Below are 13,342 nucleotides of genomic sequence, written 5' to 3' on the forward strand. Positions count from 1 at the left end.
ACCGTAACCTAGTGTTTGGTGACGGGGCAATGGCGGATCGTGACAGGCGAGGAGAAACTGTGTAGCGTTGTAAGCAGCTGCTTACAAACCGGAGCACGGGGGTTACCGCATGACTGCCACCCACACCGAACCGCTTGCGTACCCGTTCAACGAGGAGGCCGGGCTCGACCTGAACGAGGCCTACGCCACCGCGCGGGACGCCGACGGCATGGTCCGGGTGAAGATGACCTACGGCGAGCCGGCCTGGCTGGCCACCCGCTACGCCGACGCCCGGCTGGTGCTCGGCGACCGCCGGTTCTCACGGGCGATGGAGAAGGAAAAGGACGCCCCGCGCCGTTCGCCGGCGGTGCGCGACGGCGGCATCCTGCAGATGGACCCGCCCGACCACACGCGGCTGCGCACGCTGGTCGCGAAGGCGTTCACCATGCGCCGGGTCGAGCTGCTGCGGCCGCGCGTCGCGTCGCTGGCCGCGGAGCTGATCGCGGACATGAAGGCGGCCGGTGCGCCCGCCGACCTGGTCGACGCCTACGCGTTGCCGATCCCGGTCGCGGTGATCTGCGAGCTGCTCGGCGTCCCGGTCGCCGACCGGCCGAAGTTCCGCGTGTGGAGCGACGCGGCGCTGTCCACGAGCGGGCTGACGCCGGAGGAGTTCGAGCGCAACCGCGAAGAGCTGCGCGACTACATGCGCGGCCTGATCGCCGAGCACCGCGAGCGGCCGCAGGACGACCTGATGACGGCGTTGATCGAGGCCCGCGACGTGCGTGACCGGCTGACCGAGCTGGAGCTGGTCGACCTGTGCGTCGGCATCCTCGTCGCCGGGCACGAGACGACGGCGAGCCAGATCCCGAACTTCGTCTACGCGCTGCTGGACCAGCACGAGCAGTGGGAGCGGCTGTGCGCCGACCCGGACCTGATCCCGGCGGCGGTCGAGGAACTGCTGCGGTTCGTCCCGCTGGGCGCGGGCGCGGGGTTCGCGCGGTATGCGACGGAAGACGTCGAGGTCGGCGGCGTGCTGGTGCGGGCGGGGGAGCCGGTGCTGGTGGCGATCGGCGCGGCCAACCGCGACGCGCTCCAGTTCGGCGACGCCGAGAAACTGAGCTTCGACCGCGAGGAGAACCACCACCTGGGCTTCGGCCACGGCGTCCACCACTGCCTGGGCGCGCCGCTGGCCCGACTGGAGCTGCAGGAGGCGCTGCGCGCGTTGGTCACCGAGATGCCGGGGTTGCACCTCGCCGGCGATATCGTGTGGAAGACGCAGATGCTCGTCCGCGGACCGCGGTCGATGCCGATCGGATGGTGATGATGAGCTGGGACGTGAAGGTCGACGAACACACCTGCATCGGATCGGGGATGTGCGCGGCCCTGGTGCCGGAGGTGTTCGCCCTCGACGGCGCGGTGGCCCACCCGCTGACCCCGTCGGTGGAGGCGGACGAGACGGTGCTGGACGCGGCGGACTCCTGCCCGGCCATGGCGATCACGGTGACCGACGGGGGCCGGGAGATCGGGCCGCGTCCCTGAAGACGCCGTTCTCGGTCACCACGGCGGTGATCAGGCCGAACGGGGTGACGTCGAAGGCGGGGTTGAAGACCCGCGCGTCCTCCGGGGTGTGTCCGGTGAGCTCGCGGGCGTCGCGTTCCTCGATGACGATGCCCGTGCCGTCCGCGAGCTTGGTGTCCACAGTGGACGAGGGCGCGACCACCACGAACGGGATCCCGTGGTGCCGGGCGGCGATGGCGAGGCCGTAGGTGCCGATCTTGTTGGCGACGTCCCCGTTCGCGGCGATCCGGTCGGCGCCGACGAGCACGCAGTCGACCAGCCCGCGGGCCATGGCGGCTGCGGCGGCGGCGTCGGGCTGGACGCGGTAGGGGACGTTCTCCTGGGCGAGTTCCCACGCCGTCAGCCGGGCGCCTTGGAGCAGCGGGCGCGTCTCGTCGACGAGGACCTCTTCGACGAGCCCGCGTTCGTGCAGGTGCCAGACGACGCCGAGCGCACTGCCCCAGCCGACGGTGGCCAGGCGCCCGGCGTTGCAGTGGGTGAGGAATCTGAGCGGACGTCGGGGACAGGCGTCGAGCACGACCTCGGCGGCGTGCCGCGAGGCGGTCTTGTTGAGCTGTTCGTCCTCGTCGAGCAGGGCGAGTGCCTCGGCGAGGACGGCGTCTTTCCCTTGGCCGAGCTTTCCGAGCGCCCGCTCGACGCCCCAGCCGAGGTTGACGGCGGTGGGCCGCGCGCCGGCGATCACCTCGGCGTCGGCCCGGACATCGCCGTGCAGGTGGGCGGACAGGGCGACCCCGAGCGCCCCGGCGGCCCCGAGCGCGGGAGCTCCCCGGACGGCGAGCCGCTTGACGGCGTCGACCAGCTCACCGACGGTCCTCAGTTCGAGCAGCCGGAGCTCATCGGGCAGCGCGGTCTGGTCGATGATGACGATTGCGCCGTCCGCCCAGTCGATGGTCCTGCGCACGAGCCCTCCCCGGATTTCCGCTTGCCCGGCCGTCGAAGATGGAACGGTGACCATTGAACGCCGGAACCCACCCGGCCTGCACACACCACCGGGCTACCACCACGTGACGGTGACCACGGCCGCGCGGACGGTGTACCTGGCGGGCCAGTGCCCCCTGACCCCGGACGGTGCGCTGGTGAGCGACGACATCCTCGCCCAGGTGGACCAGGTGGTCGCCAACACGGCAACGGCCCTGGAGTTCGCGGGCGCGGCCCCATCGGACGTGGTCCGCACGGTGATCTACGTGGTGACGGAGGACCGCGAGGTGCTGTCCTCGGTGTGGACCCGGTTCACGGCCTCACCGATCGCGGCGGCGTTCGGTTCGGCGAGCACCCTGCTGGGGGTAGCCCAGTTGGGGTACCCGGGCCAGCTGCTGGAACTCGACGTGACGGCCGCCCTCGCCTGACCGCGAGATGCCCCGCCAGTCACGAATGATGCCCCGCCAAGCACGCGAGATACCCCGCCAAGCACGCGAGATACCCCGCCAATCACGCGAGTCCCGTGCTCAATCACGCGAGTTCCGCGCTCAATCACGCGAGTCCCGTCTCCGATCACGCGACTGCGGTGTACCGGAACGGCGAACTCGGGCACCCGGATGGCCAACTCGCGCACCCGGATGGCCAACTCGCGTACCTGGATGGACGACTCGCGTACCTGGAGGGTCGGTTGGCGCGATCGCGGCCGGAGCTCGCGTGATCGGAGGCCGATCTCGCGTGATTGGAGAGCGATCTCGCGTGATTGGAGAGCGATCTCGCGTGATTGGGGAGCGATCTCACGTGATTGGCGGGGCATCATTCGTGATTGGAGGGGCAACACGGCGCCAGCCGCCATTCGCACCCCGGCCCCGCCCAGATCCTCCCCCGGCTCCGGCTAACTTTCCCCTGGCCCCCTGGCCCCCTGGCCCCCTGGCCCCCTGGCCCCCTGGCCCCCTGGCCCCCCGGCCCGGCCCCCGGGCCCCGGGGCCCCGGGGCCCGGGGTGGGGAGGGTTAGAGGCCGGCCATTAGGTCGGTTTCGGTGATGCCTGGCCCCTGTCCCCACCGGATGAACCACTCCGTGCCGAACGCGGACGTGAACGCCTCGTCCGGCATCGCCAGCATGAACATGTCCTCGCTGATCTGGCTCGGGTGCGCCCGCATCGCCGCGCGCTTCACCGGTGCGTACTTCGCCACGTCGACCGCCGCCGTGATTTCGGCCTCCGGCTTGCCGAACTCCACGTTCTCCGGGGGCTTCGGCGCCGCCTCCGGGGGGATCAGGCCCTGCTCGATCGCCGCTTCGAAACCGCGCTGCATGAACTCGCGGTTGAACGTTGCCTGGAACACGCGGGGCGTGCCGGCCAGCTCGGCCGCGCGGAGGCCGACCCGGTGGACCTGGATGTGGTCCGGGTGGCCGTAGTCGCCGTTGTCGTCGTACACCGTCAGCACGGAGGCCGACTCCTCGCGCAGGATCGCCGCGAGCTGCTCGGCCGCCTTTTCGACGTCGGCGCGCCAGAAGCACGCCGGGTCGTCGTTCGTCGGCTCGCCCATCATCCCCGAGTCGCGGTAGCCGAGGAATTCGACGCGCTCGACGCCGAGGATCTCCGCCGCCGCGTACGACTCCTGGACGCGCCTGTCCGCCAGTTTCTCGCCCTCGGCCAGGAAGCCTTCGGGTACCTCGCCGACCTCGCCCTTGGTGGCGACGACGAGCACGACCCGGTGCCCGTCTTCGACGGCCTTGCGCATGACGCCCGCGGTGCGGAGGCACTCGTCGTCCGGGTGGGCGTGGAAGGTGACCAGGGTTGCCATGCCCGCGACGGTACCGGCAACCACCGACAAAACCCTACGTCTGCTCCTTCGAACACCACCAGGTCGACCGGCCGCCGACCGTTCCGTGGCGCATCTCCGCGCCGCACCGCGGGCAGTGGCCGCCCGCCCGGCGGTGGGGGATGATCTCGCCGGTGTGCACGCCGCCGTGGCGGATCGCCGCGCGCAGCGCCTTCCGCAGTGCCTTGTGCAGGTCCGCGAGGTCGTCGGCGCCCAGCTCGTTCACCGGCCGGGCCGGGGACAACGCCGCCTGCCACAGGGTTTCGTCCGCCAGCAGGTTTCCGATCCCGGCCACCACCGACTGGTCGAGCAGCCGCGCCTTCAGCGGTGCCCGCCCGCGGCCGACGCGCTCGCCGAATTCGCCGCGCGAGATCTCCCCGGCGTCCGGGCCGAGCGCGCCGAGGTCCGGGTCGAGCCGCACCCGGCTGAGCCGCCGCGTGTCGAACAGGCGCAGCTGTTCGCCATCGGCGAAAGTGATCCCGAACCGGAACCACTCGGGTTTCTCGGCGCGGTCGCGAGCCCGTCCGGGCGGCCCGCTCCGGCCGCCGAACCGCAGCTGCCCGGCCATCCCGAGGTGCAGGCCGAGGTTCGGCCCGGGCCGTCCGGCGCGGCCTTCCGTTTCGCACCAGAGCGTCTTGCCCCGCCGGTGCGCCGACACCAGCCGCCCGCCGGTCAACGCCGTCGCGATGTCCCCGGGCGCGTGCGGGCGGCAGACCCAGTCGTCGTGGTCGTCGACCAGGCGGATCTCCCGGCCGAGCGCACCGTCGAGGACTTGGCGGGCGAGTTCCACTTCGGGGAGTTCGGGCACCAGGGAAGTCTGCCGGAACCCGGCCGGAGGCGCCGTGCGGTGCGATCAGGAAAGGCGCGCGCCGGCGGTGGTTTCCCAGGCGAAGCCGTCCGGGTCGGTGAACGGCGAAGCCGCGCCACCCACCGCGATCCGGTGCGAACCGCTGCCCTCCGGGGCGACCCCGGCGTCCTTCGCGAGCGCCTTGCGGCGGTACAGCGCCAGCTTGACCGGGCTCGACCCGGCTTCGAACTCGACGTACATCTTGCCGAAGCTCTTGCCGACGGCCATGCCCTGGCCGACGTAGAACTTCTTGCTGGCGGTCACGTCGGCGGCACCCAGCAGGAGCACGAGGGCGTCGATCTCGCGGGTGGCCGGGCCGGTGTTCTTCTTGGCCGAGGTGGCGAGCTTCCAGATCGTCCCGTCCGGCGCGCGGACGGTGCCGCCGTAGCCCCACATGGACTTGGTGGCGGGCTTGATCGTCGTGGCGCCGGCCTCGAGGGCGGTTTCGATCAGCGAGTCGACGTCGGCGGGCTGCGGGACGGTGAGGGAGAGGGTGAAGCCGCGGAAGCCGTCGCTCGGCGTGTCCGCGACCCGGAACCGCAGCTGGGAGGTGAGGCCGAAGGCGGCGGCGTAGAAGCGCTCGGCGGCGGCGGTGTCGGCAACTTCGAGGGTGATGGTTTCGATGTTCGTCATGCCGGTAACGCTAGGTCCGGGCCGCTGACCGGCGCTTCTCGATTCCTGACCGGTCTGCGCGGCGGCCCGGCGGAAAAGGAGTGGGCGGGTCGCGCGCGGGGCTGATAGCTTGCCCCTGACCGTGACCCGGCCCGAGGAGGTGAGACCCGTGAACGTTGCAGTGCAGTGGGTGCTCCCCTCGTCGTCACGGGCGGGCGGCTGACGCAGTGTCGCCGGGAGCCCATCGACAGCTCCCGAAAGGCGACACCATGAACGATCTGCACCGGCGGCCGGACGTACCCGGCCGCGGAGAAGTCTCCCGGCGACCGGACGGACGCCTCTTCCTCAGCATCGACACGTGGGACGACGCGGGCTTCGCGCTCCTCGCGGCCGACATGCTGCCCGCGCTGCCGAGACCGCTGTACACAGTGGTCGACGAAGCCGACGCGGAGCTCCGTTCCCGCTGGGAAGCGGCCGGGTTCACGACCCGGCGCCGCGAGTGGGAGTACGTGGTCCCCACCGCACCGGGCGGGGCCGCCGTTCCCGCGGGCGTGACGATCCGGCCGCCGTCCGACGCGCGCTCGTTGCGCTCGGCTGAAGACGTCATCCGCGCCGAAGTCGAGGCGGCGGTGGGCTGGCAGGAGATGCCGGCGGAGATCCTGCCCCGCCCCGACGTCCCGGACCTCAGCAAGTACGTGGTGGCGGAGACCGAGGGCGAGTACGTGGGCCTGGTCCGGCTGGCGGCGGTGCCGCGGCAGCCGCGGATCGGGCTGATCGCGGTGCGCGCGGACCGGCAGCGGCGCGGGATCGGCCGCGCGTTGCTGGTGCACGTGCTGAACGCGTTGCACCACAAGGGAATCCCGGCGGCCTCGGCCGAGGTGAACGAAGCGAACCCGGCGGCGGTGGCGCTCTTCGAGGGCGCCGGTGCCCGCCGGGTCGGCAGCAACCTCGAGCTGGTGTTGCGCTGATGGCCGGGATCGAGATCGAAGGCACGGTCGTCGAGTGCCTGCGGAACGCGACGTTCCGGGTCGAGCTGGCGAACGGGCACAAGGTGCTCGCGCACATCAGCGGGAAGATCCGGAAGAACTTCATCAAGATCCTGCCGTTCGACCGGGTCCTGGTGGAGCTGAGCCCCTACGACCTGAACCGCGGGCGGATCCTGTTCCGCTACCGGACCTAGTACGCGGCCGTCGCCGGGTCCCCGCGCCCGGCGACGGCCTTCCCCGAGGAGCTTCCTTGACCGTGGAGACGAACCCGGCCATCGACACCGCGCTGGTGCGGCGGCTGGTCGACACCCAGTTCCCGCAGTGGGCCGGGCTGCCGCTGGCCCGGTTCACGCCGGCCGGCTCGGATCACGTGATCCACCGGCTGGGCACGGAGCTGTCGGTCCGGCTGCCCCGCCACGCCGGTGCGATCGCGCAGGCGGAGAAGGAGGCCGAATGGCTGCCGCGGCTGGCGCCGCACCTGCCGCTGGCCGTCCCCGAACCGGTCGCGGTGGGCCGGCCGGGCTTCGGCTATCCGTGGCCGTGGGCGGTGTCGCGCTGGCTGGACGGCGAGGTGGCCACCGTCGAAGCCCTGTCTGGATCGCACGAGGCCGCCGCCGAGCTGGCCGGTTTCCTCAGGGCCCTGAACCGGTTCGACGGCCGGACCGCGAACGTCGCCGGCCGTCCGCTGGTCATCCGGGACACCGCGACCCGGGCCGCCATCGCCCAGGTCGGCGGTGCGTTCGGCACCGCGGCGCTGACCGGGCTGTGGGACGCCGCCCTCGCGGCCCCCGCGTGGGCCGGTCCTCCGGTCTGGTGCCACGGCGACTTCCACACGGGCAACCTGCTGACGACCGGCGGCAGGCTCAGCGCGGTCATCGACTTCGGCGAGCTCGGCGCGGGCGACCCGGCGTGCGACCTGATGATCGCCTTCACACTCATGTCGGCGGAAACCCGGGCGACGTTCCGCGCCGCCCTCGACGTCGACGAGGCCACCTGGACGCGCGGCCGCGGCTGGGCGCTGGCGACCGGGTTGACCGCCTACGTGCACTACGCCGCCGTCGACCCGCGGGTCGCGGCGCAGACGACCCGCCAGATCACCGAGGCCCTCACCGGGTGAGGGTCAGTACTCCTTCTTGACGACGAAGTAGGAGCCGCGGATGGTGCCGGCCAGCTTCGACTTCTGGCGGGCGAACTTGAACGACGACAGCTCCTCGGGGACCTCCATCCGGTCGGAGAGCTTGAACCCGACCGCTCGCTTCCCGCCGTCGTCCACGGTGTACAGCACGTTGACCGACAGGCCGTTCTCGTAGAAGACGTAGGCCCACCGGATGTTCTCGACCTGGAACGCGGTCGCCTCGAGCGGGCGCGAGGCGATGACGATGCCGCGTTCCTCCTCGAGGATGCGGTGCACCCAGTCGACGGTGGACCGGGCGTCGCTCGCGGGTTCGACGGTGAAGACGTGGCCGTACTTGTTCTTGAAGTACCGGGCCTCGTTCGCCCGCAGCCCGGCCAGCGCGTCCGCCACCGGGGACGACTCCAGGCCGTCCGTCGATACGGTGTCGAAGTCCACGGTGTGGGGCATGGCTGTCCTCCGCTGTGTCCGGGTCCGGCCCAGCGTAGGTCCTCCCCGGAAAAAAGTCCGGGAGGAGTGTCGGATCGCGGCGGCGGCGTTCGTGGTCAGGGTGAAGCAGGCACCAGGGAAGGATTCTGTATGCAGTATCTCGTCTCCGTCATCGACGACAAGGAAAACCCCGGCCGCACGGACCGGCAGCCGGCCATCAGCGAGTTCAACGACCGGCTGATCGCCGAGGGCTACTGGGTCTTCGCGGGCGGCCTCGCGGACACCGACGCGGCCACGGTCGTCGACAACCGGGGTGAGCAGGCGGTGCTGACCGACGGGCCGTTCGTGGAGTCGAAGGAGTACCTCGCCGGCGTCTGGGTGTGGGAGGCGCCCGACCTGGACGTGGTGCTCAAGCTCGCCGCCGAGGCGTCGAAGGCCTGCGACCGGAAGATCGAGGTGCGACCGTTCCGGTGAACGACGTCGAAGAGGCGGTGACCCGGGTCCACCGCGCGGAATGGGCCCGGGTGGTTGCCACCCTGACCAGGAGGTTCGGCGACCTCGACATCGCCGAAGAGGCGGCCGCCGAGGCGTTCGCGACCGCCGTCGAGCGCTGGCCCGCCGACGGCGTGCCCCCGAACCCCGGCGCCTGGCTGACCACCACCGCCGTCCGGAAGGCCATCGACCGGATCCGGCGCGAGAACAAGCGCGACGACAAGCACAAGGAGGCTCTGATGGTGCACGACGACGCTCCGCCGGAGCCGGACGGTGCCATCGACGACGACCGGCTGCGGCTGATCTTCACGTGCTGCCACCCGGCGCTGGCGGCGCCCGCCCGCGTGGCCTTGACGCTGCGCCTGGTCGGCGGGCTGACCGTGCCCGAGATCGCCCGCGCGTTCCTGGTCAAGGAGACCGCCCTGGAGCAGCGGATCACCCGCGCGAAGGCCAAGATCAAGGCGGCGCGCATCCCGTACCGCGTGCCGTCCGCCGAGGACCTCCCGGCACGCGTGGCCGGCGTGCTCACCGTCCTCTTCCTCGTCTTCAACGAGGGTTACCTGGCGACCGGACCCGGCACGGACCCGATCCGGCACGAGCTGACCGCCGAGGCGATCCGGCTCACCCGGCTGATCCACGCGCTCCTCCCGGACGACGGCGAGGTGACCGGGCTGCTGGCGCTGATGCTGCTGATCGAAGCCCGCCGCCCGGCCCGGGTTTCGGCGGGCGAGCTGGTCGCGCTCGACGAACAGGACCGCGCGACCTGGGACGCGGCGCTGATCGCCGAGGGCCACCGGCTGGTGCGCGAGCGCCTCGCCACGGGGGTGGCGCCGGGCCGCTACCAGCTCCTCGCGGCGATCAACGCCGTGCACACCTCCGCCCGCGACATCCGCGACACGGACTGGTCGCAGATCGTCGCCCTCTACGACCAGCTGGCCCGCGTCGACGCCTCGCCGGTCGTCCTCCTCAACCGGGCGATCGCGGTCGCCGAGCTCGACGGCCCGGAGGTGGCACTGGCGGCGGTCGACCGGCTCGACGACCGGCTTGCGGGTTATCACGCCTACCACGTGACCCGCGCCGATCTGCTGAGGAGGCTGGGCCGCGGCGGGGAAGCGCGTGCGGCCTACGACGAAGCCATCGAGCTGGCGGGCAACACGGCCGAGACCGCGTACCTGGTCCGCCGCCGGGACCAGCTGGGGTAGCCGGAGTTGTCAGTCGTGACAACTCCCGCTGGGGTGCCGGGCTCCGGTTCTCGCGGAGCGACATAGCCGGAAGCTCGTCCCGCGCCCGACACTCGCCGTTCGGCTGTCGGAACGGGAGGGAGTCCCACCATGGCTCGAAACCGGCGAAGCAGGGTCCTCGCCGCGACCGCGATCGTCTGGCTCGCCGCGGCCGGCGCCGTCGTGCCCGCGGAGGCGGCGGCCTCCGCCGACCCGAACCTGGTCGCGGCCGTGCAGCGCGACCTGCACCTGGGTGCCGCGCAAGCGAACGACCTCCTGGCCAGGGAAGCGGCCGCCGGGCGAACCGAACGCGACCTCCGGGCCGCGCTGGGCACCCGGTTCGGCGGTGCCTGGCTGACGCCCGGCGCGGCCGGCCTGGTGGTGGCCGTCACCGATCCGGCCGAGGCGGGCCGGGTGCGGGCCGCCGGCGCCGAACCGAAGGTCGTCCGCCGCAGCGAGCGCGACCTCACCGCGGTCAAGTCCACATTGGACAGGACGGCGCGGCCGCCGTCCACCGCGGTGTCCGGCTGGTACGTCGACCCGGCCGCGAACACCGTGGTGGTCCAAGCCCAGCCGGCCGCCGTCGACGCCGCCGGTGCGTTCGTCAAGGCCAGTGGCGTCGACCCGGCCGCGGTGCGGATCAGCGTCTCGGCCGGCACCCCGAGAACTGTGGAGGACCGGGTGCCGCTCGGCATCTACGGCGGGGACCTGCTGCGGGTTCCGCTCGGCCGCTGCTCCCTCGGCTTCACCGTGCTGAGCTACGTCCAGCACTTCGTCGGCTGGGCCACGGCGGGCCACTGCGGCCAGGCCGGCGACGCGGCCACCCCGGGCTTCGACGTCGGCGCCACCGGGACCTTCCGCGGCTCGGTGTTCCCCGGCAACGACTACGCCTGGGTCAGCCACGACAACTACGACTTCGACTCCGGCCCGTTCGGGATGCCCCAGGTCTACGACTACCAGGGCGGCGGCGTCCGCGTCGAAGGGCTGCAGGAAGCACCGGTCGGGGCGTCGATCTGCCGCTCCGGCATCACCAGCGGCTGGCGCTGCGGCACGGTCCAGGCCAAGAACGAGACCGTCAACTACGCGGAAGGCACGGTGTCCGGCCTGACCAGGACCAGCGCGTGTGCCGAACCGGGTGACTCGGGCGGTCCGTACCTGTCCGGCGGCCAGGCGCAAGGTGTCACGTCCGGCGGGATCGGCGGCTGCACGTTCGGCGGGACGACGTTCTTCCAGCCGATCAACCCGATCCTGCGCGCGTTCCAGCTCAAGCTGATGAGCGTCAACGGCGCACTCGATCCGCTGCCGTGAGCAGCGCCCCGGTCCGATCCGGGGCCGGGACGTGTCACGGACGTGATCACCGCCCCGCAGGCTGTACCAGATGCGAACTGGGGTCCTTCCGCGCTGGGCGGCGCATCCGCTGACCGTCGGCGCCACGGCGGTGCTGCTGCTCAACGACCACGTGCTCAAACCGGCCTGGCCGGGGCTCGTCACCGGCAAGCTCAGCGACGTGGCCGGGCTGGTGGCGGCACCGCCGCTGCTCGGCCTGCTGCTCGGCCTGTTCCTCGCCGGCCGGGCCGCCGCGGCGGCGGCGGTGCTGGCGGCCGGTGCCGGGTTCGCCATGGTCAAGCTGACGGCCTGGGGCGCGGGCGTCGCTTCGGCGGCGTGGTCGGTCGTCAACGGGCCCTCGGTGATCCTGGCCGATCCGACCGACCTGGTGGCGGTGCCCGCGCTGGGGCTTTCCTGGTGGGCCTACCGGCGGGTGACGGGGGCCTCGCCGCTGCCGGACGGCCTGGCGTTCCGGGTCCGGGTGGTGGTCGCGGTGCCGGTCACGGTGCTGGCCGTCACCGCGACGTCGGCGCCCGCCGACACCACGCAGGCGGTCGAGTCCGTGAAGAGCGAGGGCTCGCAGGTGGTGATCGAGGCGGCCGACGCGATCTACAGCTCCGCCTCGGGTGTCGACGGCTGGAAGTACGTTTCGCGGGTGCCGCACCCGTCGGACTTCTCGGCGTCGCCGCCGACGCGGCAGACCGAAGCCTGCGTGCCCGACGTGGCCGCACACTGCTACCGGGTGCGCGGGACCGCCGATCTCGACGGGAACGGGCAGCTGCCCAGCGGCGGCCGCCAGCCCGGCGTCGACGAGACGACCGATGCCGGCCGGACCTGGCACACCGCGTGGGAGCTGCCCGCGGCCCGGTGGGAGTTCGTCTTCCGCCAGCACCCGTTTCCGGCCGGGGTGGTCAGGCTGGCCAAAGTGGGCAGCAGCGAGGTCGCCGTCCGCGCCGTCCCGGGTGGACACGAGGTGTTCGTGGCCAACGGCGTGGAAGGGGTACTGGTCCGCGGCGTCGACGGGGCCTGGAGCCGGCTTCCGGTCGTGGTGCCCGAAACCCGGCTCGATATCCGGCCGGCGCCGCTCACCGGCTTCGGCCGCGTGATCGGGGACGGCCTCCTGGACGCCGGGTTGCTCGCCGTGCTGGCCCTGCTGGTCGGCACGACGGTGGCGGCCGGCCGGGTGCGCGCCCGGCTCGGCCGCGGGCTCACCGCCGTGGTGCCGCTCGTCCTGCTGGTGGTGCTGGGCCTGCCGGTCCTCGGCGGGGTGGCGTTCTTCAGCTCGAATTCCGGGCTGTCGACGGGGGTCTGGCTGGTGACCGCGCTGTGCTTCGTCGGCGTCGGCGCCGGTCTCACCCTCGCGCAGCCGCTGCTGCACCGGCCGCGCATGACGGCGGTCGTCGCGGCCGCCGTGCTGACCGGGCTGGCCTACACCGGCCCGTTCCTGGGCTGGACACTCGGCCACCCGCAGGAGCTCGGCTCGGCCACCGGCCTGGGCCCAATCCTCGCCGCGGCGTGCCTGCCGCTGATCTTCGCGGCCGGCTGGTGGGCCGGCGCCCGCGATCCGGCGCCGTCGCCGGTCGAGGTGGATCCGCCGTGGCCGCGCTTGCCGCCCGGGCCGCCTTGGCCGGTGGATCCACCCGGCCCGACACAAGGGTCCTAGTCGAGTAATGCGTGACTCGGTTGGGTCGGGCGAAGCCCAGAAATCATGGAGCTGGGTGGTCATCCCGTCGCCTGAGGCCGTCAAATCACTTTGAGCCGGGCCCGCAACCCACAGACCAACGCGACCAGACGACGCAAGCTTGCGGGCCCGGCTCAAAGTGATAGGCCTCGATCAGGCGACGGGATGACCACCCAGCGGCCCACCCCCAGAAGGCGAGGTGGCAGCGGTAGATGTGGTCATCCCGGAGCCTGCCCGTCCGGCCAATACCGCTAAGTTAGTGGGCGGGGTCGAGGAGCTTTATGCGTGCCAGTTCGGTGTATGTCGTGGTGTGATGGTGTG

Annotated in this window: 15 protein-coding genes; 10 read left to right on the plus strand and 5 right to left on the minus strand. The window is 72.2% G+C overall.

Translation table 11 applies throughout. From position 1 onward, the window contains the following. The first annotated feature begins 109 nt into the window (after positions 1–109). Both ACWEGE_RS35260 and ACWEGE_RS35265 read left to right on the plus strand, forming a co-directional pair. Entirely contained in the window at positions 110–1,300 is a 1,191-nt protein-coding gene (locus tag ACWEGE_RS35260) for a cytochrome P450 (protein ID WP_449664802.1), read from the plus strand. After that, the gene (locus ACWEGE_RS35265; RefSeq protein WP_449664803.1) at positions 1,294–1,518 is read left to right on the plus strand and encodes a ferredoxin; all 225 of its coding nucleotides are present in this window, start codon (positions 1,294–1,296) and stop codon (positions 1,516–1,518) included. The genes ACWEGE_RS35260 and ACWEGE_RS35265 overlap by 7 nt, the downstream gene beginning before the upstream one ends. On the opposite strand, the gene mtnA is transcribed toward ACWEGE_RS35265, so the two are convergent. Then, on the minus strand, positions 1,475–2,458 hold the full coding sequence (gene mtnA, locus ACWEGE_RS35270; RefSeq protein WP_449664804.1) for an S-methyl-5-thioribose-1-phosphate isomerase: 984 nt from the start codon (positions 2,456–2,458) through the stop codon (positions 1,475–1,477). The two genes, ACWEGE_RS35265 and mtnA, sit on opposite strands and share 44 nt — an antisense overlap. 46 nt (positions 2,459–2,504) lie before the next feature. Here mtnA and ACWEGE_RS35275 point away from each other — a divergent pair, with 46 nt between their 5' ends. Next, complete coding sequence (locus ACWEGE_RS35275; protein ID WP_449664805.1) at positions 2,505–2,903, plus strand: RidA family protein; 399 nt, start codon at positions 2,505–2,507, stop codon at positions 2,901–2,903. 580 nt (positions 2,904–3,483) lie between these two features. Here ACWEGE_RS35275 and ACWEGE_RS35280 read toward each other — a convergent pair. From ACWEGE_RS35280 to ACWEGE_RS35290, 3 genes are read right to left on the minus strand one after another with little or no spacing between them, the layout of a single operon-like run. After that, positions 3,484–4,278 carry a PIG-L family deacetylase gene (locus ACWEGE_RS35280; RefSeq protein ID WP_449664806.1) on the minus strand — a complete coding sequence of 265 codons (795 nt, stop codon included), beginning with the start codon at positions 4,276–4,278 and terminating at the stop codon, positions 3,484–3,486. Positions 4,279–4,312: 34 nt separating this feature from the next. Then, positions 4,313–5,104, minus strand: coding sequence for an Fpg/Nei family DNA glycosylase (locus ACWEGE_RS35285; protein ID WP_449664807.1), 792 nt, complete (start codon positions 5,102–5,104; stop codon positions 4,313–4,315). 45 nt (positions 5,105–5,149) lie between these two features. Next, positions 5,150–5,776: a glyoxalase gene (locus ACWEGE_RS35290; RefSeq protein ID WP_449664808.1), complete on the minus strand. Its 627-nt coding sequence runs from the start codon at positions 5,774–5,776 to the stop codon at positions 5,150–5,152. A 248-nt stretch (positions 5,777–6,024) separates the two neighbouring features. Here ACWEGE_RS35290 and ACWEGE_RS35295 point away from each other — a divergent pair, with 248 nt between their 5' ends. From ACWEGE_RS35295 to ACWEGE_RS35305, 3 genes are all read left to right on the plus strand, one after another. Beyond that, positions 6,025–6,723 (plus strand): GNAT family N-acetyltransferase, encoded by a 699-nt coding sequence (locus ACWEGE_RS35295; protein WP_449664809.1) that lies wholly within the window; start codon positions 6,025–6,027, stop codon positions 6,721–6,723. After that, positions 6,723–6,935: a translation initiation factor IF-1 gene (infA, locus tag ACWEGE_RS35300; protein ID WP_449664810.1), complete on the plus strand. Its 213-nt coding sequence runs from the start codon at positions 6,723–6,725 to the stop codon at positions 6,933–6,935. Before ACWEGE_RS35295 ends, infA begins: the two co-directional genes overlap by 1 nt. 62 nt (positions 6,936–6,997) lie before the next feature. Beyond that, complete coding sequence (locus ACWEGE_RS35305) at positions 6,998–7,858, plus strand: aminoglycoside phosphotransferase family protein (RefSeq protein WP_449664820.1); 861 nt, start codon at positions 6,998–7,000, stop codon at positions 7,856–7,858. A 3-nt stretch (positions 7,859–7,861) separates the two neighbouring features. On the opposite strand, the gene ACWEGE_RS35310 is transcribed toward ACWEGE_RS35305, so the two are convergent. Next, on the minus strand, positions 7,862–8,323 hold the full coding sequence (locus tag ACWEGE_RS35310) for a phage tail protein (protein ID WP_449664811.1): 462 nt from the start codon (positions 8,321–8,323) through the stop codon (positions 7,862–7,864). A gap of 129 nt (positions 8,324–8,452) precedes the next feature. On the opposite strand from ACWEGE_RS35310, the gene ACWEGE_RS35315 reads away from it, so the two are divergent. The 4 genes from ACWEGE_RS35315 to ACWEGE_RS35330 all read left to right on the plus strand — a co-directional run bounded on the left by ACWEGE_RS35315 (position 8,453) and on the right by ACWEGE_RS35330 (position 13,003). Continuing rightward, positions 8,453–8,776, plus strand: a complete 324-nt coding sequence (locus ACWEGE_RS35315; RefSeq protein WP_449664812.1) for a YciI family protein — start codon at positions 8,453–8,455, stop codon at positions 8,774–8,776. Continuing rightward, the gene (locus tag ACWEGE_RS35320) at positions 8,773–9,996 is read left to right on the plus strand and encodes an RNA polymerase sigma factor (protein WP_449664813.1); all 1,224 of its coding nucleotides are present in this window, start codon (positions 8,773–8,775) and stop codon (positions 9,994–9,996) included. Before ACWEGE_RS35315 ends, ACWEGE_RS35320 begins: the two co-directional genes overlap by 4 nt. 129 nt (positions 9,997–10,125) lie before the next feature. Then, the gene (locus ACWEGE_RS35325; protein WP_449664814.1) at positions 10,126–11,322 is read left to right on the plus strand and encodes a S1 family peptidase; all 1,197 of its coding nucleotides are present in this window, start codon (positions 10,126–10,128) and stop codon (positions 11,320–11,322) included. Between the two features lie 70 nt (positions 11,323–11,392). Beyond that, positions 11,393–13,003, plus strand: a complete 1,611-nt coding sequence (locus tag ACWEGE_RS35330; RefSeq protein ID WP_449664815.1) for a hypothetical protein — start codon at positions 11,393–11,395, stop codon at positions 13,001–13,003. Positions 13,004–13,342 lie beyond the last annotated feature (339 nt).

The organism is Amycolatopsis sp. NPDC004747 (assembly GCF_053601335.1).